Annotated in this window: 22 protein-coding genes; 19 read left to right on the forward strand and 3 right to left on the reverse strand. The window is 50.0% G+C overall.

From position 1 onward, the window contains the following. The first annotated feature begins 160 nt into the window (after window positions 1-160). From ACFSB2_RS16865 to mctP, 7 genes are all read left to right on the forward strand, one after another. A complete protein-coding gene (locus tag ACFSB2_RS16865; RefSeq protein WP_377944272.1) occupies window positions 161-943 on the forward strand; it encodes a nucleotidyltransferase domain-containing protein in 783 nt (260 codons plus the stop codon). A gap of 33 nt (window positions 944-976) precedes the next feature. After that, window positions 977-2,398 carry a SulP family inorganic anion transporter gene (locus ACFSB2_RS16870; RefSeq protein WP_377944273.1) on the forward strand — a complete coding sequence of 474 codons (1,422 nt, stop codon included), beginning with the start codon at window positions 977-979 and terminating at the stop codon, window positions 2,396-2,398. A gap of 134 nt (window positions 2,399-2,532) precedes the next feature. Beyond that, window positions 2,533-3,471: a glycoside hydrolase family 43 protein gene (locus tag ACFSB2_RS16875; protein ID WP_377944274.1), complete on the forward strand. Its 939-nt coding sequence runs from the start codon at window positions 2,533-2,535 to the stop codon at window positions 3,469-3,471. Window positions 3,472-3,656: 185 nt separating this feature from the next. Further along, the gene (locus ACFSB2_RS16880; protein ID WP_377944275.1) at window positions 3,657-5,057 is read left to right on the forward strand and encodes a cobyrinate a,c-diamide synthase; all 1,401 of its coding nucleotides are present in this window, start codon (window positions 3,657-3,659) and stop codon (window positions 5,055-5,057) included. A gap of 42 nt (window positions 5,058-5,099) precedes the next feature. Beyond that, entirely contained in the window at window positions 5,100-5,897 is a 798-nt protein-coding gene (locus tag ACFSB2_RS16885) for an ABC transporter substrate-binding protein (protein WP_377944276.1), read from the forward strand. A 164-nt stretch (window positions 5,898-6,061) separates the two neighbouring features. After that, window positions 6,062-6,271 carry a DUF3311 domain-containing protein gene (locus ACFSB2_RS16890; RefSeq protein WP_377944277.1) on the forward strand — a complete coding sequence of 70 codons (210 nt, stop codon included), beginning with the start codon at window positions 6,062-6,064 and terminating at the stop codon, window positions 6,269-6,271. A 32-nt stretch (window positions 6,272-6,303) separates the two neighbouring features. Continuing rightward, complete coding sequence (mctP, locus tag ACFSB2_RS16895) at window positions 6,304-7,797, forward strand: monocarboxylate uptake permease MctP (RefSeq protein ID WP_377944278.1); 1,494 nt, start codon at window positions 6,304-6,306, stop codon at window positions 7,795-7,797. A 206-nt stretch (window positions 7,798-8,003) separates the two neighbouring features. On the opposite strand, the gene ACFSB2_RS16900 is transcribed toward mctP, so the two are convergent. After that, window positions 8,004-9,146, reverse strand: coding sequence for an MFS transporter (locus ACFSB2_RS16900; RefSeq protein WP_377944279.1), 1,143 nt, complete (start codon window positions 9,144-9,146; stop codon window positions 8,004-8,006). A 133-nt stretch (window positions 9,147-9,279) separates the two neighbouring features. Between ACFSB2_RS16900 and ACFSB2_RS16905 the strand changes: the two genes are divergently transcribed. From ACFSB2_RS16905 to ACFSB2_RS16940, 8 genes are all read left to right on the forward strand, one after another. Continuing rightward, entirely contained in the window at window positions 9,280-10,506 is a 1,227-nt protein-coding gene (locus ACFSB2_RS16905; RefSeq protein WP_377944280.1) for an MFS transporter, read from the forward strand. Window positions 10,507-10,787: 281 nt separating this feature from the next. Continuing rightward, entirely contained in the window at window positions 10,788-13,493 is a 2,706-nt protein-coding gene (locus ACFSB2_RS16910) for a UxaA family hydrolase (protein ID WP_377944281.1), read from the forward strand. 235 nt (window positions 13,494-13,728) lie between these two features. Beyond that, entirely contained in the window at window positions 13,729-14,304 is a 576-nt protein-coding gene (locus ACFSB2_RS16915; protein WP_377944282.1) for an RNA polymerase sigma factor, read from the forward strand. A 190-nt stretch (window positions 14,305-14,494) separates the two neighbouring features. Further along, the gene (locus tag ACFSB2_RS16920) at window positions 14,495-15,217 is read left to right on the forward strand and encodes a tetratricopeptide repeat protein (protein ID WP_377944283.1); all 723 of its coding nucleotides are present in this window, start codon (window positions 14,495-14,497) and stop codon (window positions 15,215-15,217) included. A 385-nt stretch (window positions 15,218-15,602) separates the two neighbouring features. After that, window positions 15,603-17,174: a spore germination protein gene (locus tag ACFSB2_RS16925; protein ID WP_377944284.1), complete on the forward strand. Its 1,572-nt coding sequence runs from the start codon at window positions 15,603-15,605 to the stop codon at window positions 17,172-17,174. Next, window positions 17,171-18,325 carry a Ger(x)C family spore germination protein gene (locus tag ACFSB2_RS16930; RefSeq protein ID WP_377944285.1) on the forward strand — a complete coding sequence of 385 codons (1,155 nt, stop codon included), beginning with the start codon at window positions 17,171-17,173 and terminating at the stop codon, window positions 18,323-18,325. The genes ACFSB2_RS16925 and ACFSB2_RS16930 overlap by 4 nt, the downstream gene beginning before the upstream one ends. Window positions 18,326-18,372: 47 nt before the next feature. Further along, the gene (locus tag ACFSB2_RS16935; RefSeq protein ID WP_377944286.1) at window positions 18,373-19,485 is read left to right on the forward strand and encodes a GerAB/ArcD/ProY family transporter; all 1,113 of its coding nucleotides are present in this window, start codon (window positions 18,373-18,375) and stop codon (window positions 19,483-19,485) included. 13 nt (window positions 19,486-19,498) lie between these two features. Continuing rightward, window positions 19,499-20,080 carry a phosphatase PAP2 family protein gene (locus tag ACFSB2_RS16940; RefSeq protein ID WP_377944287.1) on the forward strand — a complete coding sequence of 194 codons (582 nt, stop codon included), beginning with the start codon at window positions 19,499-19,501 and terminating at the stop codon, window positions 20,078-20,080. Here ACFSB2_RS16940 and ACFSB2_RS16945 read toward each other — a convergent pair. Then, window positions 20,068-21,048: a DNA-3-methyladenine glycosylase family protein gene (locus tag ACFSB2_RS16945; protein ID WP_377944288.1), complete on the reverse strand. Its 981-nt coding sequence runs from the start codon at window positions 21,046-21,048 to the stop codon at window positions 20,068-20,070. The two genes, ACFSB2_RS16940 and ACFSB2_RS16945, sit on opposite strands and share 13 nt — an antisense overlap. Before the next feature lie 162 nt (window positions 21,049-21,210). On the opposite strand from ACFSB2_RS16945, the gene ACFSB2_RS16950 reads away from it, so the two are divergent. From ACFSB2_RS16950 to ACFSB2_RS16965, 4 genes are all read left to right on the forward strand, one after another. After that, a complete protein-coding gene (locus ACFSB2_RS16950; RefSeq protein ID WP_377944289.1) occupies window positions 21,211-21,762 on the forward strand; it encodes a bifunctional transcriptional activator/DNA repair enzyme AdaA in 552 nt (183 codons plus the stop codon). Window positions 21,763-21,786: 24 nt separating this feature from the next. Continuing rightward, window positions 21,787-22,344: a methylated-DNA--[protein]-cysteine S-methyltransferase gene (locus ACFSB2_RS16955; RefSeq protein ID WP_377944290.1), complete on the forward strand. Its 558-nt coding sequence runs from the start codon at window positions 21,787-21,789 to the stop codon at window positions 22,342-22,344. Between the two features lie 212 nt (window positions 22,345-22,556). Next, window positions 22,557-23,966 (forward strand): NADP-dependent phosphogluconate dehydrogenase, encoded by a 1,410-nt coding sequence (gene gndA, locus ACFSB2_RS16960; protein ID WP_377944291.1) that lies wholly within the window; start codon window positions 22,557-22,559, stop codon window positions 23,964-23,966. A gap of 108 nt (window positions 23,967-24,074) precedes the next feature. Then, window positions 24,075-24,542, forward strand: a complete 468-nt coding sequence (locus tag ACFSB2_RS16965; RefSeq protein WP_377944292.1) for an NUDIX hydrolase — start codon at window positions 24,075-24,077, stop codon at window positions 24,540-24,542. A 208-nt stretch (window positions 24,543-24,750) separates the two neighbouring features. Here the strand turns inward: ACFSB2_RS16965 and ACFSB2_RS16970 are convergent, their stop codons facing one another. Further along, window positions 24,751-26,154: a glutamate decarboxylase gene (locus tag ACFSB2_RS16970; RefSeq protein ID WP_377944293.1), complete on the reverse strand. Its 1,404-nt coding sequence runs from the start codon at window positions 26,152-26,154 to the stop codon at window positions 24,751-24,753. Window positions 26,155-26,298 lie beyond the last annotated feature (144 nt).

Below are 26,298 nucleotides of genomic sequence, written 5' to 3' on the forward strand. Positions count from 1 at the left end.
TTACTGGTTGGCTTGGACTGAGCCTTCAGGACATAACGTAGGCGGGTTGCGCCATGCGTGTTCTGAGAAGCCCCTGCCTTTAGGCATGGGGAGTGGTCACCCGAATTCAGTGTTGATTGATGCATGTCTACGTATAAATTGTGCTGGAGGCGCGTAGCTGATGGAGACGAATCCTCTGTCTATTGACGATGTTGCGCATCGCTTAGCCTCTGTGCCGGGCGTGCAGGCTGTGGCTTTAGGGGGCTCCCGCGCCACAGGCGAGCACAGGCCGGACAGTGATTTTGATTTTGCCATTTACTATCGGGGGCATTTCGATCCCGATGATATCAAAGCGCTGGGCTGGCCTGGCACGATTTCCAAGATAGGCGGCTGGGGCGGCGGTGTCATGAATGGGGGGGCGTGGCTCACTGTCGATGGTTATCATGTGGATGTCCATTATCGCGATCTCGATGAAGTGGAGCACCACATGGCGGAAGCGGAGCAAGGACGTTTTGCGGTGGAAAGACTGCCATTTTATCTTGCTGGTATTCCGACATACGTCGTCGTTGGCGAGCTTGCGTTGGCGCGGGTGCTTGTCGGCAGTCTGCCAAAGCCGCAGTACCCGACATTGCTCTGCGAAAAAGCCTATGCCTTTTGGCATGAAACCGCGCTGCTTCACTTAGCCTATGCCGAAGGGGCGTATGCCGCTGCGGGGGATATCATCGGTGTGGCTGGCGCAGTGGCGCGGGCCATTGTGGAAGAATCCCATGCTCGGCTGGCTGCACGGGGAGAGTGGGCCTTGAATGAAAAGCGCATCGTCAAACGGGCGCTGCTTGATCATTTATCCGTGAAATTGATGAATTTAGAGCCAGAACAAGTAAAATTGCAAAGTATCATTCAAACGGTGCGAAATGAGTTGAACACGCCGATGGATTTGGCGGATCGAACCGAATCAAGACATTGAATGTTTGAAATGAAAAGTACGAGGTGTCTTCTGTTGATAGCGTATTTGAAGCAAAATTGGTTTTTCAATACCAAAGCGGACATCTTAGCCGGGGCGACGTCAACGTTGGCTTTGATTCCTGATGCGCTGGCTTTTTCCTTCATCGCCGGTGTCAATCCAATGATTGGGGTTTATAGTACCATCTCGATTCTCATTGTCATCTCTTTTTTTGGCGGGCGGCCAGCGATGCTATCTTCATCGGCTGGTTCCATGTCTGTGTTGATGTCGGCCCTTGTCGCGCACTACGGACTGCAGTATCTGTTCGCAACCACCATTTTGACGGGTATAATTCAATTTCTCATGGGGCGTCTGAAACTTGGTCAATGGATGAGCTATGTGCCGCATGCGGTCGTGACGGGGTTTGTCAATGCGCTGGCGATTCTTGTGTTCTTGGCGCAACTAAAAAATTTCCGCGGCGAATCATGGCCGATGTATGTGGTTGTGGCAGGTACATTACTTATCATCTATCTCCTGCCTAAATTTACGAAAGTGATCCCTGCGCCTTTAGTCGCAGTGGTGGTGATGACCATTGTGACCGTTACGTTGGGACTGCATACGCGCACGGTCGGCGACATTGCCACCATCACAAGGGCATTGCCTACGCTGCGAATTCCAGATGTCCCTTTCACGCTGCATACATTGCTCATCGTCTTGCCCACCGCGCTCTCGCTGGCGGTCGTGGGCTATTCAGAAACCTTGTTGACACAAGTGATGATTGACGAAATCACGGAGACCAAAACCGATAAAAATCGTGAGATGACAGGACAAGGCATCGCGAACGTGGTTTCGGGTTTGTTTGGCGGCATGGCTGGTTGCGCACTGGTGGCCGAGTCGGTGATGAATACGAAATTATTGGGCGGTCGCGGGCGGTTGTCCACATTGACGGCGGGCATCGTGCTGTTTTTGCTGGTGCAGGTGTTTGGCGGTGTGGTCAGCAGCATCCCCATGGCCGCGTTGGTCGGCGTGATGTTCATGATTTGCTCGCAGATATTTGACTGGGGGTACCTGCGCAACATCCATCGCATTCCCAAAAGCGAAGCCTTTGTCATGATTGTCACGGTGGCCGTGGTGGTTCCTACACAGAATTTGGCCATCGGTGTCATCACAGGTGTGGCCTTGAGCGCGATTGTGTTTGTGTACAAGATCTCGAAAGTACAAGTGAGGCCGCGGTTTGATGGAGACGAGCAGGTATATTTCATCCGAGGCCAGCTGTTTTTCGGCTCGACTACACACTTTGAAAACGCGATCAACTTTAATGAAAGTGTGCAAAACATCTGCCTGGATCTGACCGGCGCGCACGTTTGGGATCACGCTGCACAAGTGGCGCTGAATAGAGTGACGACTCGCCTGCGAAATCAAGGAAAGAATGTGCGCGTGAAGTATGGCACGCATTCGTTGCGCGATTTGTCTTGGTGAAATTGATTGATGGACCGCCCATGCGTGATGCGTCCCGCACCAGCAGAACCATGAAAATACCAGTCAATCGAGGCATCGTGGGTGGCGCACACCAAGGTATCGACTTTACTTTCAGGATAGGGGAATCAGAAATCATGGAAAATAACGGTGCGAAATCTGGCAATCCAATTTTTTCGGGCTGGTACGCCGACCCGGAAGCAAGAATATTCGAGGGGCAATACTGGGTCTATCCCACATTTTCAGCGTCCTACGATGAGCAGACATTCTTCGACGCGTTCCATTCGGACAATTTGGTGGAATGGACGAAAGTGGAGCGCATTCTCGACAAAAAAGACATCACTTGGGCGCAGCGCGCTGTCTGGGCGCCATCTCCCATTGAACGGAACGGGAAATACTACATCTACTTCTCAGCGAACGATATCCAAAACAACGATGAGTATGGCGGCATTGGCGTTGCGGTGGCGGATGGGCCAAGTGGGCCGTTTATCGATGCGCTTGGGCATCCTTTGATTGACCAGTTTCATCATGGCGCGCAGCCGATAGATCCACACGTGTACATTGACGATGATGGCAGCGCCTATTTGTATTATGGCGGCTGGAAGCATTGCAATGTCGTCAAACTGAACGAGGATATGATCAGTCTTGGCACTTTCGTTGACGGGGAAGTGTATAAAGAAATTACGCCTGAAGGATATGTGGAAGGCCCATGCATGATTAAGAGAAATGGCACCTACTACTTTATGTGGGCGGAAGGTGGCTGGGGCGGTCCGCATTATTCGGTGGCTTATGCTAGGTCCGATTCACCTTTGGGTCCGTTTTTGCGGGAGCAAAAGATCTTGGCGCAAAATCCGCAAGTCGCCACAGGTGCTGGACACCACGGCATGATTCAAATTCCGGGCACGGATGAATGGTATATCGTGTATCACCGTCGGCCGCTCTCGGAAACAGATGCAAATCACAGGGTGGTATGTATAGATCCGCTGCACTTCAATCCGGATGGAACCATCGCGCCAGTCGAAATTTCCTTCGAAGGCGTTTCTGCGCGACCGCTGACGAATGTGAACTCTGTTTGAGGAAGAGGGATAAGGGGCGTATTCTGGGGCCAGCACTGTGCATTGGCCGGTGGGACACGCCCCTTTCTCACGTCGTGATGGTATTGTCCTGAAATTCCTGGACAGAAGTTTGCGTCCCTCGTTTCCATCAATCTGCCCGGCATGATCCTCGTATGCGAAGATTTTGTAGAAAGCGAGTTGAACGAATGAAATTACCAAGAATTGTCGTGGCTGGCACGAATAGTGGCGTCGGGAAGTCCACCGTGTCACTAGCGCTTATGGCTGGTTTTCAGCAGAGGGGGCTAACCACACAAGGGTTCAAAGTGGGGCCAGATTATATTGATGGTAGCTACCATTCCGCAATCACCGGTCGGACGTCTAGAAATTTAGACAGTTGGATGCTGACGCACGATATGGTACAAACCGTATTTGCCAAGGCAGCAATGGATGCTGATTTGTCTATCATTGAGGGTGTCATGGGATTTTACGATGGAAAAAGTCCATCATCGAATGAAGGAAGTACGGCGGAAATGAGCCTGTTGCTAGCGTGCCCCGTTATTCTCGTCATTGACGCCTCTGGTATGGCTCGCAGTGCTGCCGCCATGGTCAAAGGTTATCAGTCGCTCGACGAGCGCGTCCATATCGCGGGTGTCATTGCCAACCGCGTGGGTGGGGAAGGGCATTATCGGCTGATTCAAGAGGCCGTAGAAGATGCTTGCGGTGTGCCTGTAGTGGGATATCTCACGCAACACGATGAAATCAAAATTCCTGAACGGCATTTGGGTCTCGTTCCAGCGATTGAGCGCGGCGAACATACGCTTATGTTCAAAAAACTAGGGGACCTTGCAACTGCCACAATCGATTTGGACGCCATTTTATCCATTGCAACAGCATCGCCCGATCTCGGCGAAGAACCTTCAATTTTGCAACCGACTGCGCAACGCGCTGTACCTAATCAGCCGCCTGTGAGCATTGCAGTCGCTCGAGATGCAGCTTTTAACTTTTACTATGAGGAGAACTTGGAGTTTCTCAACAGTTACGGTGCGGAACTCGTATTCTTCAGCCCACTGGCAGGCGATGAAATCCCAAGCGCAGCACACGGGCTCTATATTGGCGGGGGATTTCCTGAAGAGTTCGCGGCGCAGCTTTCGGCCCATCATCAAACTCGAGCGTCGCTTTTCCGACATATCCAAAGTGGACTGCCCACATATGCCGAGTGCGGCGGGTACATGTATCTCACCGAAGAACTGACGGATGTAGGGGGAAAGACGCACGCCATGGTCGGCGTCATTCCGGCGCGTGTCAGTATACAAAAAAGGTTGTCTGGCTTTGGATATCGCGAAGTGACTGGGACGGACGGCAACTGGTTAGTCCCATCTGGTGAGAAGGCACGTGGTCATGAATTTCATTACTCGTCTATTGCGTTTCACACGCAAACAAAGCCTGCGTATCGCACGACAGGAAACAAGCCTGTAGCTTTCCTTGAAGAAGGGTATTTCCTAGATAACGTCATTGCGGGTTATACTCATCTTCACTTTGGCTCGAATCCAAACGTCGCAAAGCGGTTTGTAGAACGATGTGCCCGATTTCGAGACGCCAGAGCGTAGGCCAATCAAGGACACAGCATTTGAAAATGGAGGTGGCTTGATATGTATCCAGAACGTATTGTTTGCCTAGCTGCAGAAATACCAGAGATTCTCCATCGGCTAGGCGCATTGCAGCGTGTGGTCGGCATTTCGGCCTATACCACGCGTCCACCTGAGGCGCTCGATATCCCAAAAGTGTCTGGATTTCAGCATGGGAGTACGAAGCGCATCCTTTCAAATCGACCGGATGTCGCCATCTTAACTTCGGGTGTCCAAAAAGATTTAGCCAGCGAGTTATCTGCCCAGGGTGTTACGACCATTCACCTCAATCCCCATCGCTTGGAAGACATGTACAACACCATTTTGCTGATTGGGAATGTAGTTGGAGCGCCCGAAAAAGCAGTGGCGTATGAAGCGCAACTGCGACAAGCAGTAGAGGATGTCCGGCAAAAGGCGAGTAAGCTACCTTTTCGGCCAAAAATCTACTTTGAGGAATGGATGGATCCGATCATCGTCGGAACGGGTTGGGTGAGTGACCTCATCGAGATCGCTGGTGGCCAAGATGTATTTCGCGAGAAATCTATAAGGGGGCGCTATGCGTCTGATCGGGTAGTGGACAAGCGCGATATCATTTCAGCGGAACCCGACATTGTGCTGGCATCCTGGTGTGGTAAACCGTTTGACCGAGACAGTTTTCTATCGCGGCCAGATTTCGCAAATATCCCAGCCGTGAAAGGGAGTTTTGTCTATGAGATGAACAGTGAGATCCTTCAGTGCGGACCGATGCTCATCGACAGCCTGAAGATTATCCATCACATCATCGAGGAATTTGTTGCGCACAGCGTCAATGAAACGCGCTAGCTTGCTCGCTGTACTGATTTTTGACAAAGACACCTGATTATTTACAATAAGACATGGCATACTCGACCCGAGGTCGAGTAGAAGTGTCTGTGAATGCGGTTACATAAACTTCATCAGTAGGTTTGGACTTGCCGCGCCATTATTTCTGGAAGGAAGGTTGTCATGTGGACAAAGCAACATCGAAGAGAAAAGGCAGTCCTTGGTGGTACTTGCTTGCCCTGATCCCACTGATTGGGACCTTGTTTCCGGAGTTCTACTCGTCGGTAACGCCAACGCTATGGGGCATTCCATTCTTCTATTGGTATCAAATGCTTTGGGTCATGATTAGTTCACTTGTGACATTCATCATGTACCTTATTTTAAAAGAGAATTAATGTAGAAGCCGCAAAGGAGGGATAAATTTCTTATGCAGTGGGCAGCGCTCGTCGTTTTTATCATTCTATTCGCACTTGTCACGATTCTTGGTTTTCTAGCCGCTAGATGGCGCAAGGGAGACCTCTCTCAAATTGAAGAATGGGGCCTGGCGGGGCGACGGTTTGGCACCGTCATCACTTGGTTCCTCGTCGGAGGGGATCTCTATACGGCCTATACGTTTATCGCCGTCCCCGCGCTGATGTACGGAGCCGGTGCAATGGGATTTTATGCAGTGCCGTACACCATCGTGGTCTATCCTATCTTTTTCATCATCCTGCCTCGGTTCTGGTCTGTCGCCAAGAAGCACGGCTATGTCACGGCAGCCGATTTCATCGAGGGACGCTTCGACGATAAACTGTTGTCTTTGGCCATCGCCATCACAGGTATCGTTGCGACCATGCCCTACATCGCACTACAGTTGACGGGCATGCAGGCTGTGATTGGGGCCATGGGCATCGGTGGCGATTGGCCGCTGATCGTGGCATTTGTCATTCTTGCGCTGTACACCTACACGAGTGGTCTTCGGGCGCCGGCGATGATCGCCGTCGTGAAGGACTTGATGATTTACATCACTGTGATTGTCGCCATCATCGTCATTCCGATTAAACTCGGTGGATTCAGTCACATTTTTCACGCCGCACAAACGGCACTCGCAACGCACACACCGCCGGGCGCCTTCATCACATCGCCGCAGACAGCATCTGTCTATGGCACACTCGCCTTTGGTTCTGCGCTTGCCTTGTTCTTGTACCCGCACGCGATGACTGGCGTGTTCAGCGCGAGCAGCCGCAAAGTCGTGAAGCGCAATATGGCGTTGCTTCCGGCTTATTCATTCGCGCTCGGCATTATTGCATTGCTCGGGTTCATGGCACTCGCAGCCGGGATCAACACCAAGTCAACGTCATCCGCTGTGCCGCTCTTATTCATAAAGGAGTTCCCTGGATGGTTCGCAGGCTTCGGGTTTGCGGCCATCGCCATCGGCGCGCTGGTTCCTGCGGCAATTATGTCCATTGCTGCTTCAAATCTCTTTACACGCAATATCTACAAATCATTTTTTTATAAAAGTGCCAGTACACAACACGAGGCAAAAGTTGCGAAACTCGTTTCACTTCTTGTCAAAGTTGGCGCACTGATCTTCATCATCGGATTTCCCCAACAATACGCGATCAGCATGCAGCAAGTCGGCGGTATCCTCGTGTTGCAGACGCTTCCGGCGCTGATTTTTGGCCTGTATACGCGTTGGTTCCATCGCCGAGCGCTATTGATTGGTTGGCTCGCTGGCATCGTCTACGGCATTTACATGTGGTCGACCACAGGCTATAAATCGACCACTTATGTCCTGAATCTGTTCGGGCATTCCGTGGCAGCGTACGCGGCCATATGGGCATTGATTTTGAACGTGATCGTCACAGTCGTTTTGACCGTTGCATTCAACACGGCAAAGATGAACAACGGAAAAGACAGCACACTCGCCGCCGATTATTGAGCGAGCCTTTAAGGCTAACAAAAAGAACCGTCTCCTCTGACATCGACATTTGTCAGGGGAGACGGTTTTTATAAGCGACCAATGTCACTTCGGTAGTGGAAGATCAAGGGGTATGATACATTGCTCCGAGCAGGCCGGTGGCATTCACTTCGCTTTGAAGTAGAGCAGGTCTAGATAACGGGTGAAGCCGTGATGTAATTGCTGTGTTAATCCGCCTGTACCCGCGTCACGAATGAGAGGATGACGGCAATCACAAACAGAATGAGTGTAATAGTAATCCATTGTGTCGGCTGCGAAATGACAAGCGGGCCGAGAATGACCGGTATAATGGCCACGCCCAAATTTGATGCCATGCTGTAGCCTGCTGTATTGAGCCCGGCACTTCCATTGTCAGCAGCACGTCGCGCGGCTTCTTCAAGTGTTAGTGTGTACCAGCCGTTCCCGAACACGCCTGCAAGGAAGAACATGATATCGAATATGGCTTTTGAATGGCCTAAGTGCCCAGTCATGAGCAGTGTGACAAGCAATACCGAGAGGAGCGTGAGAATCGCCAATGTTCGGATGAGTTGCTTCGCATTGCGTAGTCCTTCTGCGACAGCGCCAAACAATCCAGCTCCGACGGCTGAACCGAGAAATGTAAGCCCCGATAATAATCCCCCGAAAGCATCTGCGTCAGCGATTTGCAAATGTCCGAGGGCCGATGCGGTTACACCGCCGATCATCACACTGGTTGACGAAACAACAAGCCCGATAATCCACCAATTCGAATACGTCACTCGGATGCGGACAAGCATGGGACCATCGAATTGAGGAATGCCGCGAAGTGCTATCAAAAGCCAAATTCCCACGATAAGATTTAGGATGAACCCAACCCAGAGGCCGGTCATCACGGTGAAATGGGAAGCGATGATAGCACTTAATCCCATGCCGAAAAATAGCATTCCAATTGTAAGGCCAGTCGCCATTTTCAAACTGCGAATGTTCGACATACGAAGAACTGATCCTATTGGAGCGATAAGAAACGGGTACGCGAGTGCTGCGATGGCTTGCGCGATAAAAAAGACGACATACGTATGAGCAAATAGGCGTAGGAACAATCCAATGATCGACAGAATGACCGCGCAGGTCAGGACAGGTCTCGGTCCTTTTCGAGCTGTCCATATCCCGGCTGGAATTGCACCAATCACCATGGCATAGCCGTAAAACGAAATGAACAAGAGTGTGGATGACAACGATGCGTGGAGCTCCGTCATAATGGCTGGTACCATCGATGCCAGCATAAACCACGCGAAACCAAGGACAAATGCGAAAAGTACATAGGGAATAAGAACGCTTTTACGATTACTCACTTGGAAATCTCCTTTCTGTGATGAAATCTATTGTAGTATATTTCGGTGGGTTGCCATATTATCTGAACTGTTATAATGATTGCGCTGTCTCTCTCTATGAGGGAATGGAGGCAGTGTGAGGAGACTTCGTAGCATGGTTCCGGATGACAGTTGGAGAAAGACGCTCACCATATTGTTGTTGGTTACCTTTGTGAGTAATGCGGGCATGAGCATGATTGTTCCATTCCTTTCTCTATATGTGGTGCAGATGGGAATCACCAATCAATCTCAGGCGGTGCTCTGGTCGGGTATGATCTTTGGCGCAAATCATCTGTTTATCTCGCTGTCCTCTCCCTTTTGGGGCAAGCTGGCGGATCGATTGGGCCCTAAGACGGTCATGATTCCTTCAGGATTGGCGATGGGGATTGTGTACGCAGGCATGGCGTTTGCAGCCTCGCCTATTCATCTGCTGATGCTACGCTGTGTGTTCGGCATGGTCGGCGGCTTTGGTGCCGCATCTGTAGCTCTTCAGGCCATTGTCACACCAAAAGAACGCGCCGGAGAAGCACTCGGTAAGTTGCAGGCCGCGGCAGTCGCCGGGGGGTTGCTTGGTCCTTTGCTTGGCGGTGTAGTCGCCGAGTCGATAGGCATGCAGCATACATTTTTGGTCACATCAGGTTCAATTATCGTTTCCACTTTGATTGTTTTGTTCAGTGTCAAGCGGCCGAGCCCGGTGCTGGTGCCAAAACAGTCGTCGTCTTCGACCAGCTTTGGTGCCGTGTTGAAAAACACACCCCTCATCATGGCGCTCTACTTTTCATCATTTCTCCTGTCAGCCGGAATTCAAACGATTGAGCCGATTCTAACGCTGTACGTGGAGAATTCCATGGGCATACATCGTCATGTTGAAACCGTCAGCGGTCTCATTTTTTCTACGAGTGCCCTCGGAACCGTGTTGGCCGCATCTTACCTCGGTAACTTGGGGGACCGCGTGGGAGCCCATCGAGTTCTGTTGATCTGCCTCCTGCTCACGACCTTGTTCTATATACCGCAAGCGTTCGTGACGAATCCGTATGTTTTCTCCATCCTGCGTTTCATGACAGGAATATCCATTGGGGGATTGATCCCTTCCATCAACGCCCTTTTAAGACGAACGACGAGCAAGGAAAATCAGGGAATGACGTTTGGCTTAAATCAGACCGCCATGTCGATGGGAAATGTGGTCGGCCCATTGCTGGGCGCCGTGATCGACAATCAATTCGGAGTGCAGACGATTTTCTATGGAACATCATCACTTTTTGCAATAAATCTGATATGGATTTACGTCGTGTCTCGCATGTCTGTTTCCAAGAAATTTTTTGATGATTCCATCGCAGTCTAACCTGCAGCTCTGATACAAAATTCGTGGAACAACATGTGCAGTGGTGGATCGCAACTAACGCTACGCTGCATAGTATGTATTCAAAATATTTTTACACGAGAACTCACCGCAACGTTCAGTTTTTATGTATGCTACTACATATTGATGAATATACGCTGAAGACAAGCATTCGCCTTGATGTGTTGATCAATCCGATATTTTCCTGACGTGATTGACAACCTCTTTGAATAAGTGTGGCTGCGGGGTTTTTAAATCAATTCTGAAGAGAGGGGTTAACATCGATGAACCCATCTTACCATTTTGACGAAGTCGCTAGACTCCCGTTACCTGGAGACAATGTCGCCATCGCCACTCAACAACTGGCGGCCGGCACCATCATTGATTATCAAGGTCAAGCCTTGACCTTGGATTACACTGTCATGGAAGGACATCGCTTTGCTGTGAAAGCGATTGCTTCTGGTGAAGCCTTACTCTCTTGGGAATTGCCGTTCGGTGTGGCGCTGCAAAGCATTCAGCCAGGCAATTATGTAATCAACAAGGGTGTGTTAGATGCGCTCAGTCTCCGTTCGCTGGAATTCACGTTGCCAGCAGCGCCTAATTTTGATGACCAAATTCCGCCTTACGTTCTTGATGAGGCAAACTTTCATCCAGCGGAAGCGTTGCCCATTTACCCGGAGACACGCACCTTTATGGGATATCGGCGCAACCAAGCGCGAGGCGTGGGCACGCGCAACATGGTTGTCTTGTTGGGTACCACCTCTCGCACTGGGAGCTATGTCAAGCGACTTGCCATTCGCCTCCAGCGCCAACTAAAGCAATACCCCGGCGTAGATGGTATTGTTCCTGTAGCGCATACCGAAGGGGACGTCGATGACTCCAATAACCTGGAACTATTGCTTCGGACGTTAGCCGGCTTCATCGTCAATCCGAACGTGGGTGCTGTGTTGATCGTAGACCATGGCACGGAACCAGTGACCAATCGAATGCTCGAAGCGTATTTACGTAAACACGAGTATCCATTAGATGATGTTTTGCATCAGTTCCTTTCCATCAGAGGCGGATTTCAAGAGAGTTTGACGAGAGGGGAAGCCATTGTACGTGAATGGTTACCAACGGTCAATGCGATGGAACGGACCCCTGAATGCATTAGCAATCTAAAGATAGCGCTACAATGCGGCGGTTCAGATGCTTTTTCTGGCATCTCTGCCAATCCGCTGCTAGGTTGGATTTCAAGGGAGTTAGTTCGTTATGGCGGTAGCGCCAATCTGGCCGAAACCGATGAATTAATCGGCGCCGAGTCCTATGTCTTACACAAGGTGCGCGACCTGGAAACCGCCCGCAAGTTCCTATCGCTTGTGCAGGATTTCAAAGAGCGAGCGGCATGGCATGGCGCGAACGCTGAAGGAAATCCATCTGGTGGCAATAAATATCGGGGCCTTTATAACATTTATCTCAAGTCCATTGGCGCCGCTCGCAAGAAAGACCCAGCCACTCGCCTTGACTACGCCATTCACTACGCGGATCTCATGAAGGAATCCGGCTTCTATTTCATGGACAGCCCTGGTAACGATCTCGAGGGCATTGCGGGGCAGGTGGCTTCTGGGTGCAACCTGATTTTCTTTACCACTGGCAACGGCTCAATCACCAATTTCCCTTTTGTGCCGACGATAAAAGTCGTGACGACGACACGTCGCTTTCAATTGCTAGCCAATGATATGGATATCAACGCCGGTCAGTATCAAGATGGCATGTCTATGGACGAATTAGGCAAGCAAGCTTTTGATCTGACGTTACAAATCGCCTCAGGTCAGCAGAGCGCCGGTGAGAAAGCTGGCCATGCGCAGGTGCAGATCTGGCGCAACTGGCGCCAAACCGACGCGAGCCAACTTGATACATTGCTCCATAAACCCTTGCCGACAGGGGAACCGATTGCGATTCGAACGGATGTATCCGCAGACCCCAAGCCAATTCGCTTCACTTTGACTCGTCAACAAGACCATCTAAGCAGTGATGGCATCGGATTGATCTTGCCCACCAGTCTTTGTTCTGGTCAAGTGGCAAATCAGATTACGCAGCGTCTGAACAATCTGGGTCTAGGTCAACCAGAGCATCCATTGCGCATCGTAGCTTTGCCGCACACGGAAGGGTGCGGCAATAATGGTGGTCAGCCAGAGGAGATGTATGCTCGCACAATGGTTGGCTATATCACGCATCCACTGGTCAAACACTGTCTTCTGTTGGAACATGGATGTGAGAAAACACACAACGATTATATGCGTCACAAGATGGAGGAACTGGGTGTCGATCACAGCCGTCTTGGATTCGCTAGTATTCAACTTGACGGTGGCATTGAAAAGGTGACTCAGAAGGTAGAAGCGTGGTTTGTCAATCAATTATCAGCAACTTCGCCAACCACGAAGGAAACGGTTGGGCTCGAGGGATTACGCATTGGACTCTTAAGCGACGGCTCCGTTACAGACGCATGTGGTCATCAACTTGCGACGCTGACAAAAATGATTGTCGGCGCAGGCGGCACGGTGGTTGTGCCAGAGAACAGTGGCTTGCTTTCGACACCTGCCTATCGGGAGGATGTATTGACTTCCTCCGATATCCTGCCGTCATTGTCCTATGGTGAACATGCCCGTCGCGACGGTTTCCACGTGATGGAAACGCCGACCGAGCATTGGGTGGAGACCGTCACGGGGTTGGCAGCAACGGGTGTAGAGCTCATGATCGCGCTGGTTAATCGCCAGCCGATGCAGACGCATCCCTTTGTGCCAATGTTGCAAATGGCTTCGGAGCCGACCATGCAACAAGCTTACGCGAACGATTTGGATCTGTCTCTCACAGGCGATCCCGCCAATTGGATCGATCAGATGCTCAATCGTTGCAAGGAGATCATTGAGCATCGCTATACGCCTCGTCTCTATCAACAAGGTAACGTTGATTTTCAATTCACACGCGGGCTTCTTGGGATTTCATTGTAAATCGGATGTAAGTGGATGGTCGCACTTGTTTGAGTAAAACCGGCGCCGCAAAGGAGCCGGTTTTTTTCTGAGCACGGTTTGTTTGCAAGTAAAACATGGACCCACTGATAACCATTGTATATTTATGGCGATTGGATGGGCGTATCCCCTTTGAGCGGGGCCACGAACATTTTTCAAATCATCACCAACAAAATGCACCTCTTCAAATGTTGTATATATAGAAGGGGGAGAGGTTGTGGATGAAGCGTTGGATGAGAATTTAGATCAGTCCCTGTTACGAATTAGGCAAGGCGATGTTGAAGCGCTGCATACTTTATACACCATTCTCCGTGTGCCGGTGTATTCCGTAGCCTTGTCAATCGTGCGAAACCACGCCTTGGCTGATGAAGTACTGCAGGAGACCTTTGTTCGCGTTTACGATAGAGTGGAGCGTTATCATTCTGGAAGTAACCCAAAAGCGTGGGTAATCTCTATCGCTCGTAACATTGCGCTCGATTTATGGCGCAGCAGCAAGTTTCGGAATGAAAAGCATGTCGACTTTGATACGGTCTCACCACATCCGAACTATACAGGTGAAACCGCTATCGTACAAAGAATCACCATCACGGAAGTGTTATCACAACTTGATGATGTTGAGCGGGAAATTGTGGTATTACATGTTGTTGCGGGTTTTAAGCATGCCGAAATCAGCAAAGAATTTGATATTCCAGAGGGAACAGTTCGTTGGAAATACAGGCAGGCGTTGAAACGATTATCCTACTTAGTTGGGGGGACATGCGATGAGCCTGGACGAAGCGATGTCGAGATTTAATTTGAAAAATGAGCTTACCAACCATTGCCCTAATGTTTGGGAAACAATTCGTGCGAGGATTGCCAAAGATATTGCATCCTCACTAATTCAAGAATTAAGTGGGCCACCTTCTCCGCAAGGACGCATGTTAACCGAAATGAACGCAGAGTTGCACAGTCTGATGCGAAAAAAACATAGGGGCGTGATATAAGTGGCTAAAGACAGGCGGACCGAATTAGCCGAGAAATGGGAAGTCACCGGAGATGAACGATATTTAGACGAAGCATTGAAGTTAACCTGCGAAGCGCTTGAGAAAGATCCTACAAACCCGGATATCCTACACAGTTACGGTTGGCTTAATCAATGCAAAGGAATGGTGTATCTTCGAAGGGCTGCGGATTTTTTGACCCAAGGGCTGGAAAATGCGGACCGCGATTCCTGGGTTTACGGAAAACTTAACGCTCAACTCATTTCTGTCCGCGATTCACTAAAACAGAACCACATATCTGTGGAATTTTACAAGAAAAAGCTCAGTGAGTTTCCGGATGATCCAAGAATATATTCGTTTTTGGCTCAGTGCTACTTACGTGCGGACCAAGTGCTGGAAGCTAAAAAGGTCGTGGAGGCAGGGCTAAAACTTCATTCTCGCCATCCGACTTTGAATTTCATTGCTGGCTCGGTTGCGGCTCGGGAAGGAAATACAGACCAAGCCTTAACACTCTGGGAACACGCGTCACAATTGGACCCGGAATTTATCGACCCACGATTCAGCCGAGCGCATTTACTGGAAGAGGGGCATCGGTTTGAGGAATGTGTGAGCGAATGGAAATTGGTTCAGGACTGGTTAGAGAAGCGCGGATGGTTGACAGATCACGTGACGGCAGCGCTTCGAAGAGTCGAAGACAAATTGAAAGGCTCAAATACGACGAAATAACTTAAACCATCAGGCCTTGATCTTTCTTATCCGCAGGGCGTTAGATGCTGATACTGTATGAAGTGTACAATGACAGGTTGGTTATAGACGTGATTAAAGTGGATTCTCGTGGGGATGTGTACATGAGGTCGTCCATGGTGTATGTGGGCGACTTTTTTCATGTTAGAACGCTAGGTGACGTGTCATTCCTCGTCATGACGGTGAAACTTCAAAGGTGTCATAAGACCATCCCAAGACGGATATACCACAATCCTGCAAGTTTTTCTGCGCCAATGTCCTCGCATAATTATCTCACAAATCAGGTAAGTCAATGGCTGCAGACCGTGCGTATAGATTCGGGAGATAAGACCAATATACATTTCAAAGGTGTCTAGTGGAGGTGTCTATGCAGAGCGGAAAGCGAGTGAGATTGCGGCGTCGGACAAAATTGTTGGAATCCGTCTCGTATTCGGTCGAAGTCGATGAATTTCAGACAGATGTTTTAAAGAATGAAGCGGCGTTTCGAGCTGAGTTGGCACATTGCTCCGATATTTGTTTTCGCTCATTACATACGGATTGTGGTACAGCCATCGTGCTCATTTATGTAGATGGTCTGATTGATATAAAGTTGCTGGATCAAGTGGTGTTACAGCCGCTTGCAACGGATGTAAACGCGCATTCATCGGTCAAATTGTCCAAAGCGTCGATTCAACGGCAATTGGCAACGGTCTCACAGGTGCATGCTGTTTCTACAGTCAGTGGGGCGCTGAAAGAGCTCTTCAGGTCAAAGGTCGTCGTCCTCATCGATGGAGAGAACCAGGCGCTCATCGCAGATTTACAAGGATTCGAAAAACGCGCTGTGGAGGAGCCTAGCGCTGAATTGACCGTGCGTGGACCACGCGATGGGTTTACTGAGACGCTGCGGGTGAATACCAGTCTCATACGTCGGCGAATTCGCACGCCAAGATTGAAAATGGAGTCATTTACGCTAGGAGAATTGTCAGACACGGACATTGTCATCAGCTATATCGACGGCATTGCGCCATCCGCCATTTTGGATGAGGTGCGCACGCGCATTCGCCGGATCAAAATTGACGGGATTCTGGAGTCTTCATATATCGAGGAAATGATCGAGGATTCCCCATTCACCCCTTTCCCTTTGATTCAAAATACCGAGCGGCCTGACGCGGTTTGTTCGAGCTTATTAGAAGGGAAAATTGCCATCTTTGTGGACACCACTCCGTTTGTGCTGATTGTGCCGATGACATTTTGGAGTGGCCTACAAGCTTCGGAGGATTATTATGAGAGATTTATTTACGCGTCATTCATAAGAATATTGCGATTGCTGTTGGTGAATGTTGCGCTATTTCTTCCGTCGCTGTACGTCGCGGTCACGACCTTCCACCCCCAGCTCATTCCCACGAATTTGCTTATCAGCATCGCCGCAGCCCGTGAAGGGGTTCCTTTTCCAGCGGTGATTGAGGCGTTGATCATGGAGACGATGTTTGAGGGGCTGCGGGAAGCGGGCGTTCGTCTGCCTAAACCAATTGGCTCCGCTGTCAGTATCGTGGGGGCGTTGGTCATTGGGCAAGCAGCTGTGCAAGCGGGCATCATCTCGGCGCCTATGGTGATTGTGGTCGCGGCGACGGGTATCGCTTCTTTTGCCATCCCCCGGTACAACCTTGGCACGGCTTATCGGATTCTTCGTTTCCCTTTATTGATATTGGCTGGCGTGCTGGGATTGTACGGCATCTGTTTTGGCGCGTTGCTCATCTTGATTCACTTGGTCAACTTGCGTTCGTTCGGCGTTCCATATATGACGCCGGTTTCGCCGCAACTGTTCGGAGAGTGGAGAGATGTGTTCATCCGCTCACCACGGTGGAATATGACGCGCAGTCCAATGTTTAGTTCACGTATGCGCAGAAGAATGCCTGCTGGTCAACAACCGAGTCCGGAACAGGAGAATCGTCGACATTGAAGCGTGTAACCATTCTCTTATTGATATGTAGTGGGTGTTTATTTTTTACAACTGGCTGTTGGGATGCCACAGAGTTGAATGATCGCGCCATTGTACTGGGATGGGGTATCGATAAGGATGCGCACAAGGGGTATATTCAAACAGCCCAGATTGCGATTCCTGGATTGTTGTCTTCGAGCGATGGAACCGGTGAAAACAAAGGAAAGGGGTATTTGGTGGAATCGTCGCGAGGAGACAACATCCTTGATGGATTGAATCGCATGCAAGTGAAGTTGTCGCGCGAAGTGTTTGCCAGTCACCGTAAAGGCTTGTTCGTCGGTGAAGGATTGGCGCGCGATGGGCTCAAGAACATCTTGGATGAACTGACACGCAGTCCGACCGTGCGCTTGAGATCAGATATGTTTATTGTCAGGAATGGACAGGCGATGGACGTATTGAAGATTCAAGATCCGCTTGAGCGCATTCCTGCCTTAGCCGCATTGAAAATGCGGCGCAATATATGGGGCGGTGGGGAGAAGTCATTGCGTGATTTCTTGATTGCGGCGAACAGCAAAGGCATGAGTCCCATTTTGCCCACGGTGTCCATACAGCAAGACGATTTGTCCAGCGAACCGCAAGTGCAGATGGAAGGCGCGGCGATATTCGATGAACGTCTCAAATTGGTGGGCTTCTTGAATGTCGAGGACAGCAGTTTGGTGCGATGGATCACAGATAAATTGCGACGTCGAACCATTGTCGCAGAGGTGCCTGGAACCAAGGGGCGCGTCAGTGTGGATCTCCGCCATATGAAAGGCAGGATCGAACCCATGATTGACGGTTCTGACATTCGCGTTGCGGTGACGTTGAGTGGGCAGGGAACGATTCGTGAAAGCAGCACGCAATTGGATTTCGAGAAGAGCGCCAATGTGAGTAAGGTCGAAAAAGCGGTGGATCAGTGCGCAAAGGCCCATGCAATCGCTGTGATTGACAAGGTGCAGAAACAGTACAAAACAGATGTGTTTCAATTTGGCGAAGCGATTCATCAAAAATACCCATATCAATGGAGAAAATTACAGAATCATTGGCCTGACAAGTTTGCCGAGCTAGATGTGTCTGTAAAGGTGAGTTTGACCGTGCGGAATGCGGGCCTGACCGGAGCCTCATTGGTTTGAAAACGGGGAGTAGACGAGACGACAGCGCATCAAGTGGAGGTTCCAGTATGAATTGGAACATGAAGATATCTGGGTTGCAGGTATTCTGGATCATGATGACTTTTGAAATTGGCAATACACTTTTGCTGACGATGACCGCTTCTGCCCAAGAAGCGAAACAGGATGCTTGGATTTCCATGTTCATTGCGGGTTTGGGTGGAATCCTCATCACGTTCATCGCCACGACGTTGGGTTTGCTCTATCCGAATCAAACGCTGATTCAATTTAGCAAGCGGATCGTCGGTAAATGGTTTGGCGTGTTGATAATCATTCCTTTTTTCGTTCAGTGGTACTCTGAAATGGCCATAGTCACGCGGGAGTTCTCGGAATTTATCATCATTTCTTTATTTCGATCAACGCCGCTTTGGGTCATCATCATCACCATTTCCGTTTTGCTGGTTTACATCGTCTACCTTGGGGGCATAGAAAGCATTGGTCGCTGCAGTGAAATCATTGGGCCGATTGTATTGGTGATGATCGCACTAATTTTGGTGCTGGATCTGGGAAATTGTAATTGGCACAGAATTTTGCCGATTTACGCGGATTCCGGCTGGCGCCCCATCTTGCAAGGGGCGTTATTTCCGATGTCGTTTTACAGTGAGTCGGTGATCATGCTCATGCTGATTGCCTTTATGGACAATTCAAAACGAGCGCAGTCTAGAGTCATGTTGGCCATTGGTGTATCCGCTTTTGTCGTCTTTGTCTCCACATTGTTCGTGCTCTTTACATTTGGTCCCGCGCTCGTGTCGAAAATGACGTATCCGTTTTATGATGTCGCCAGATTTATTTCTATTCTGAATTTCATTCAAAACATCGATGTGGTGGTCGTCATTCTCTGGTTTACCAGTGTGTTTATCAAACTCTCCGTCTATTTGTTCGTCTCCTGTTACGGAACTGCGGAGTGGTTGGGCATACGCGATTGGCGGAAGTTTCTCTGGATTCTCGCGCCGATGGTCGTCATCTTGGCGATATGTATCCCCGATGTGCAAGTGGTCTCCGTGGAATATTACGGAAAGATGTACTGGGTGCCGTATGTATTTACCATCAACTTTCTGGGGATTCCTATATTCCTTTTAGTGATAGGGCTGTTTCGTAAGAAATTACATGTACAAAACAGATGAGGATGAACGTATTTTGAATCGCTTTGACGTGTCTATTTTTCACGCGCTGAATCGACATGCAGGACATATGTACGTGTTGGACGGCATCATGTCGTTTTTTGCCGAATATGCGATGGAGATTTACGGGGCATTGTTGATCATTGCGTGGTTTGTGCTGCCAAGGCGGGATGAAGACAGGCGGCATGCGCTCGTCGTCGCCGTGATCGGCGGTTTTATGGCGCTTTTCGTCAATATGGTGATCGGTTTTATCTGGTACCGCCCGCGCCCATTCGCAGTTCCTGGTATTGGCGCGCATAAAATCATCCCCCATGCGGCGGATACATCATTTCCGAGTGATCACACGTCTGGCGGTTTTGGCATGTCCAGCGCCTTGTGGGGAAGCGGCCCGTCTTGGTTAAGCTGGATATTCACCATCTGCAGTGCCATTGTCATGATTGCTCGGATATACGTGGGCATGCATTGGCCAACGGATGCCATCGCTGGCATGGTGATTGGTATCCTCTGCGGTCGCTTAGCCGTGCGCTTATCCACGTATTTCCGCTTCATCACGAGCATTGGGCTCTGGATTTTTCGGATGGGCCGCTATGCAGTGTGATAGAGGCTTTGCCACAGATAAAACGTCGCATACGCCTCCCAGCCACTCCAGGCGCGCGCCAGTATTTGCAACGTTTCTGGCGTTGGTTTTTCATCTGTGCCCAATCGCGCTTTGACGGCGTTTTGCAAGCCGACATCTGCCACGGGGAACGCTGCGGGATTGCGCAGACAGCGCATCATGACATAATTGGCCGTCCATGGTCCGATTCCTCGGATTTGCAGCAGCCTCTGTTCCGCTTTTTTGAAGTCGCCCAATGCGAGCAATCCATCTTTGGACAAGGCGCCATCACGGATCTGGGCGGCGATTTCGAGCAAATATTCCGCTTTCCGCTGTGTGAATTGCAGCGCTGTCAAATCGCGGACATCCAGTTGTGAAACCGTCTTTGCGGTTGGAAACAGCCAGTAGCTTCGTTGATTCCACGTTTCTTGTGCGCCGAAGGATTCAACCAAACGCCGTTTCAGGGTATAAGCGAATGCTAGGTTGATCTGTTGCCCGCTGATGGCCCAACACAGCGCTTCAAACAAGTCTGGCACGCCGATGATGCGCAAGCCAGCATATTGCCGCGCCAGAGGCCCGAGCAGGGGACATTGCGCCACTTGCGCATAGAACGGTTTCAAGTCGCGATCAAAATCAAACCAATCCCGCACATAGCGAACGATGGCCACCTGCAGGGCTGCCGTCATTGCGCCATGTTTGACCAAGCGCACAGTCAGCGCGTCGTCGTCTCCGCTGATTTCGACGATCACGCTTTGTCCCTCGACGTTCAGCAGACGATAGATTTTGTCATGTTCCACATGGAACATACACTCATGCGGGGATCGAGTGAGATAGCGCAACGTCTGTGCAAAGTGAAATGGCTTGGGCGCGGTGAGGATGATTTTGTCTTGCTGTGCGCTGTTCAGTTCTTGCTTTGCCATGTCTGTTTCACCGCCTTTCTGCTTGCAAGATATCGTCAATAAGATTGCCATCGCGTATAACCGCCATAAGGCAAAACACGGCGGCGCTTGGTTTAAACTTTCGCTCTATGGATGCGGCTTCCTTGTCGCAGCGCTTTTCTATTCTTGCGCTGTCATCTTTCTCCGCTTACCGAAGAAGGTGCTTCAGCGCTATACTGAAATGGCGAGGTGATGATGATGAACGACGAATTTTGGCAAGCCATCCTTGCTTGTGACGCATCCTATGATGGATCATTTTTCTATGGCGTGCGAACAACGGGGGTCTACTGCCGTCCCTCGTGCAAATCGAAAAATCCGAAACGAGAAAACGCGCGTATTTTTGCAACGGCAAACGAGGCAGCGGCATCTGGGTTTCGCCCTTGCAAACGCTGCCGCCCTGATGCAGTCAAATGGCCAGATGAGGAGGTGACGGCGGGGGTGAAGCGCATCATTGAGCGGCGTTATCATGAACCGCTTACCTTGTCCAGCCTGGCGCTTGAACTTCATATCAGTCCATATCACCTCCACCGTGTCTTCAAACGGATGGCGGGACGGACCCCAAATGATTACCTGCGGGACACGAGGATGGATGCGGCGCAAAAGTTGCTTGAAGGAACGGATTCGAGCATGGCCGAGATTGCGTTGAAGGTCGGCATGCCCAATGCGGCTCATTTTTCGACTGTGTTTCAAAAACATTTTGGCATTGCGCCGTCTGCATTTCGCAATCGCATGAGATATCTGTCGTAAATCATAGAGATCGGAGGGAATCGGATGCAAGAGGCAAAGCAAATCTATTGGAACTCGATGATGTTCGATGGGCAGGTCTTTTTTGTCGCTGCAACGGAAAAAGGACTTTGCTGTGTCGCGTTGCCGAACATGTCTTTCGAAGCGTTCACGCGCCTTTTGACGAAACTGGAGCCGGGCGCAGTGCTGGTGCAGAACGAAGCGGTGATGGCGCCGTATGTGCTTCAGTTGGAGGAGTATTTCCGGGGGGAGCGCAGCGATTTTACCCTGCCGCTGGATTTGCGCGGAACAGATTTCCAGAAGGCGGTGTGGGAGGCCCTGTTGAAAATTCCTTACGGTCAAACCACATCATATGCCGAGGTAGCCGCATATATCGAGAATCCACGCGCCGTTCGCGCGGTGGGCGGGGCCGTTGGCGCAAATCCGATTGCGATTGTCGTGCCATGCCATCGGGTTGTCGGCAAAAATGGCACATTGACTGGCTATGGCGGTGGTTTGCCGTTGAAAACGCGCTTGCTTCAACTAGAAGGATTGGGAGATGACATGGCGACCTGGTGGGGATATGACGCATTGTCACACCATTGATTCTGTCGCATATCAACCCTGATGCACCACGGGCGGCGATCTTATGATATATTCAATCTTAATGTGATGTGAAAGCAGAATGTTCCGATAAGGTAACATGCAAATCCCCTTCGTAAATACATCACAAACGCGCCTGAGCGGTTGACACAATCCAACATTGGGCGCAAATCTATGTATATCGATCACGATTTTGAAAAGGAAGTGGATGAAAGATGGCAAAACAACAAATCGGTGTCATTGGTTTGGCTGTCATGGGCAAAAACTTGGCGCTCAATATTGAAAGCAGAGGATTTTCCGTCTCTGTTTACAATAGATCTTCCTATCGCACGGAAGAGTTGATCAAAGAGGCCGGCGACAAGAACCTGGTTGGCACTTATTCTATCGAAGAGTTTGTCAACTCCTTGGAAACGCCGCGGAAGATCTTGATTATGGTGCAAGCGGGCAAGCCGACAGATGAGACCATCGAACAATTGAAACCGCATCTCGACAAGGGTGACATCTTGATTGATGGCGGCAACGCCTTTTTCCAAGACACTCGTCGTCGCAATCAGGCGTTGGAAGCCGAAGGCTTCCGCTTTATTGGCACAGGGGTTTCCGGCGGTGAAGAAGGCGCTTTGAAGGGACCGGCCATCATGCCTGGTGGACAGCCGGACGCATATGCGCTGGTAGAGCCTATTCTGACGGCCATTTCTGCGAAAGTGAACGGGGATCCCTGCTGTACATATATTGGTCCGGACGGCGCCGGTCACTATGTGAAGATGGTGCATAACGGGATTGAATATGGCGATATGCAGTTGATCGGCGAAGCCTATCATTTGCTCAAAGATGTCTTGGGTCTCTCCGCAGCAGAGTTGCACGATGTGTTTAATGAGTGGAATCAAGGAGAACTGGACAGCTATTTGATCGAAATCACGGCGGACATCTTCACCAAAATCGATGAAGAGAGCGGCAAGCCGCTGGTCGACGTGATTTTGGACACAGCTGGCCAAAAAGGAACGGGCAAGTGGACAAGCCAAAGCTCGCTCGATTTGGGTGTGCCGTTGTCCATTATCACCGAGTCCGTATTCTCGCGTTTCTTGTCCGCCATGAAGACAGAGCGCATAGAGGCGAGCAAAACGCTCAAAGGACCTGAACCTGCTCCATTTACGCAAGATAAGGCAGCGTTTATCGAGGCTGTGCGCAAAGCGTTGTACGCCAGCAAAATCTGTTCTTATGCTCAAGGCTTCGCTCAAATGAGATACGCGTCTGAAGAGTTTGGTTGGGACTTGAACTACGGAAACATCTCCATGATTTTCCGCGGCGGCTGCATCATTCGCGCAAGGTTCCTGCAAAACATCAAGGATGCATATGATCGCAATCCGGGCTTGAAGAACTTGTTGTTGGATCCATACTTCCAAGAGATTGTGCAAAACTATCAAGACGCATGGCGGCAAGTTGTCTCGGTGGCCGTCGCGCAAGGGATTCCTGTACCTGGATTTTCAGCTGGGCTCGCTTATTTCGATAGCTATCGCACAGAGACGCTGCCGGCGAATTTGCTCCAGGCGCAGAGAGACTACTTCGGCGCCCACACATATCAGCGGATCGACAAAGAAGGCGTATTTCACACCAACTGGTTGGGATAAGCGCTGGAACGCGGCTATGGGTCACACCCATAGCCGTTTTTTTTACGCGCGCGGGAAGAGCACGGCTTTTTGTGTGGAGTTCCTCTTGTTTGGAAGGAGTGATGGCGCATGTCTGGCTATATCATGGATCTGCGTAAGGAGATTGGCCCAAGACCCATCATCATGACGGGGGCGGGGGTCATTGTGGTGGATGAAGTGGGGCGAATCCTGCTGCAGCACAGAAGTGACAACGAATGCTGGGGGATTCCTGGCGGTTCGATGGAACTAGGGGAGAGCTTCGAAGAAACCGCGCGGCGGGAAGTGCTAGAAGAAACGGGCCTTGTGGTGGGCGACCTCCACCTCTTTTACTTGAGCTCTGGTCGCCAAAATTTCTATGAGTATCCCAATGGGGATCAAATCTATCTTGCCGGTGTGGTCTATACGACCACTGACTATTGCGGCGAATTGCGGACGGATCGCGATGAAAGTTTAGCTGTCGCCTGGTTTCATCCTGAAGAGATGCCAGCACGCATCAACCCGCTCGACAAACCTGCAATTGAATCCTATCTCGAATTGGCCAAACGTATGAACCGGTGACGAGATTTCCCGCACTCAGACGATTCATGTGAATCGCCACATTTGTAGCAAATCAAAAAGTCACCCCGATCGGCGTCTAAACCGAACGGGGTGACTTTTATTTATGGGAACGAAAAGTGACTATGATTACGACTATGAGTGTCAGGAGAGCAAGTAGGAACATGCCGTTATTTGCCTCCACTCAATTGAGGGGAGACTTATGAGGGTGTTAATGATGAAAACCATTGTCTTTCTTTGTCTCATGCGGCATGGGCCCATCCAAAGAATCCAGATATTTAACAGCTTGATTTAGATTCATCAAGAATAGATGAGCCAGGTCCATTGAAAAGCCATTTCGCACCACAACGCGCATAATCGTTACATTCTCCATATTTGGCGGCATAGGATAAGCGGGCACTTGCCAACCATACGTCCGCAAGAGTCGAGACAAGTTATAGAGATTCCACTTTGATGTGTACCCATCTTTCAGTCGCCATGCGAAAACAGGAATATCCGAACCGTCAGTAAATAGTTCAAACGGCCCCATCTTATCAATCTCCGCACTAAGAAATTGTGCCACTGACTGACAAGTTTTTTGCACTTTATAGTACCCGTCTTTTCCTAAGCGGAGAAAATTATAATATTGCAGCAGTACTTGTGCGCCGGGGCGAGAGAAGTTTAATGCAAAGGTCGGCATGTTTCCACCTAAGTAGGACACGCGAAAGATAAGATCCTCTGGGAGATCTTCAGCTTCACGCCATACCACCCAACCCAGTCCGGGGTAAACCAGTCCATATTTGTGCCCAGATACATTGATGGATTTCACCCTAGGTAATTGAAAATCCCAGACCAAGTCTGGTTGAAGAAAAGGGGCTACGAATCCACCCGAAGCAGCGTCTATATGCATCGGAATGTCGAGGCCAGTCCGTGCCTGTAAATTATCGAGGGCTTTGGCAATCGCATCAATCGGTTCGTAAAGCCCTGTGTAGGTCACCCCGAGAATTGGCACTACAGCAATTGTGTTTTCATCCACGGCAGCGAGAACACCTTCGGGGTCCATATAAGGGTGATCAGGGGTGATGTTCACATAACGCGCTTCAACATCCCAATAGTTCGCGAACTTTTCCCAAACGACCTGAACAGCAGAACTAAACACGATATTGGGATGGTCAATCGATTTCCCCTGTTTCTTACGCGAATTTTGCCAGCGTCGCTTTAACGCAAGACCTGCCAGCATACATGCTTCCGATGATCCCGTGGTCGAAACGCCCATTGTGCTGTCTGGGTGAGGTGAATGCCAGAGATCAGCTAAAACATGGATACATCGCTCTTCTATCGCCGCTGTTTGCGGATATTCATCTTTATCAATCATGTTTTTGTCAAACGATTCGGCGTATAAACGATCAGCGGCTGGTTCCATCCATGTGGTCACGAATGTTGCCAGGTTTTGTCTGGCGTTGCCATCGAGAATCAATTCATCATGGATAATCTGATATGCTGTATCGGGCAACATTCCTTGGTCACGCAAGCGGAATCGCGGAATTGCGTCTTCTACTTCGCGAGCAAACATGGGATTTAGAGATAATTCGTGAGGCAACTTCATTTGACTGTTGTGGGGGTTCCAATGTGGCATCTCGGTTCACTCCTGCTATATGTATTTTTCAGTATAATGAGCGGTATCATGCCGTACGATGCCCTAAAAAATTAATATTATTATTTACGTGTCGTGAACCAGGCTGTTTGTAAGTGTGTAACGTGGATTCGGACTTGCTTAATT

Origin of the sequence: Alicyclobacillus fodiniaquatilis (assembly GCF_042678105.1) — a bacterium.
In the GTDB taxonomy this organism is placed as follows: domain Bacteria; phylum Bacillota; class Bacilli; order Alicyclobacillales; family Alicyclobacillaceae; genus Alicyclobacillus; species Alicyclobacillus fodiniaquatilis.

What these genes read in the sequence shown, in the direction of transcription:
- ACFSB2_RS16965 (WP_377944292.1), top strand. Translation starts at nt 24,075, where the DNA reads ATGTCTGGCTATATCATGGATCTGCGTAAGGAGATTGGCCCAAGACCC.
- mctP (WP_377944278.1), top strand. Translation starts at nt 6,304, where the DNA reads ATGCAGTGGGCAGCGCTCGTCGTTTTTATCATTCTATTCGCACTTGTC.
- ACFSB2_RS16880 (WP_377944275.1), top strand. Translation starts at nt 3,657, where the DNA reads ATGAAATTACCAAGAATTGTCGTGGCTGGCACGAATAGTGGCGTCGGG.
- ACFSB2_RS16955 (WP_377944290.1), top strand. Translation starts at nt 21,787, where the DNA reads ATGCAAGAGGCAAAGCAAATCTATTGGAACTCGATGATGTTCGATGGG.
- ACFSB2_RS16945 (WP_377944288.1), bottom strand. Translation starts at nt 21,048, where the DNA reads ATGGCAATCTTATTGACGATATCTTGCAAGCAGAAAGGCGGTGAAACA.
- ACFSB2_RS16875 (WP_377944274.1), top strand. Translation starts at nt 2,533, where the DNA reads ATGGAAAATAACGGTGCGAAATCTGGCAATCCAATTTTTTCGGGCTGG.
- ACFSB2_RS16935 (WP_377944286.1), top strand. Translation starts at nt 18,373, where the DNA reads ATGAATTGGAACATGAAGATATCTGGGTTGCAGGTATTCTGGATCATG.
- ACFSB2_RS16970 (WP_377944293.1), bottom strand. Translation starts at nt 26,154, where the DNA reads ATGCCACATTGGAACCCCCACAACAGTCAAATGAAGTTGCCTCACGAA.
- ACFSB2_RS16925 (WP_377944284.1), top strand. Translation starts at nt 15,603, where the DNA reads ATGCAGAGCGGAAAGCGAGTGAGATTGCGGCGTCGGACAAAATTGTTG.
- gndA (WP_377944291.1), top strand. Translation starts at nt 22,557, where the DNA reads ATGGCAAAACAACAAATCGGTGTCATTGGTTTGGCTGTCATGGGCAAA.
- ACFSB2_RS16910 (WP_377944281.1), top strand. Translation starts at nt 10,788, where the DNA reads ATGAACCCATCTTACCATTTTGACGAAGTCGCTAGACTCCCGTTACCT.
- ACFSB2_RS16950 (WP_377944289.1), top strand. Translation starts at nt 21,211, where the DNA reads ATGATGAACGACGAATTTTGGCAAGCCATCCTTGCTTGTGACGCATCC.
- ACFSB2_RS16865 (WP_377944272.1), top strand. Translation starts at nt 161, where the DNA reads ATGGAGACGAATCCTCTGTCTATTGACGATGTTGCGCATCGCTTAGCC.
- ACFSB2_RS16905 (WP_377944280.1), top strand. Translation starts at nt 9,280, where the DNA reads ATGGTTCCGGATGACAGTTGGAGAAAGACGCTCACCATATTGTTGTTG.
- ACFSB2_RS16885 (WP_377944276.1), top strand. Translation starts at nt 5,100, where the DNA reads ATGTATCCAGAACGTATTGTTTGCCTAGCTGCAGAAATACCAGAGATT.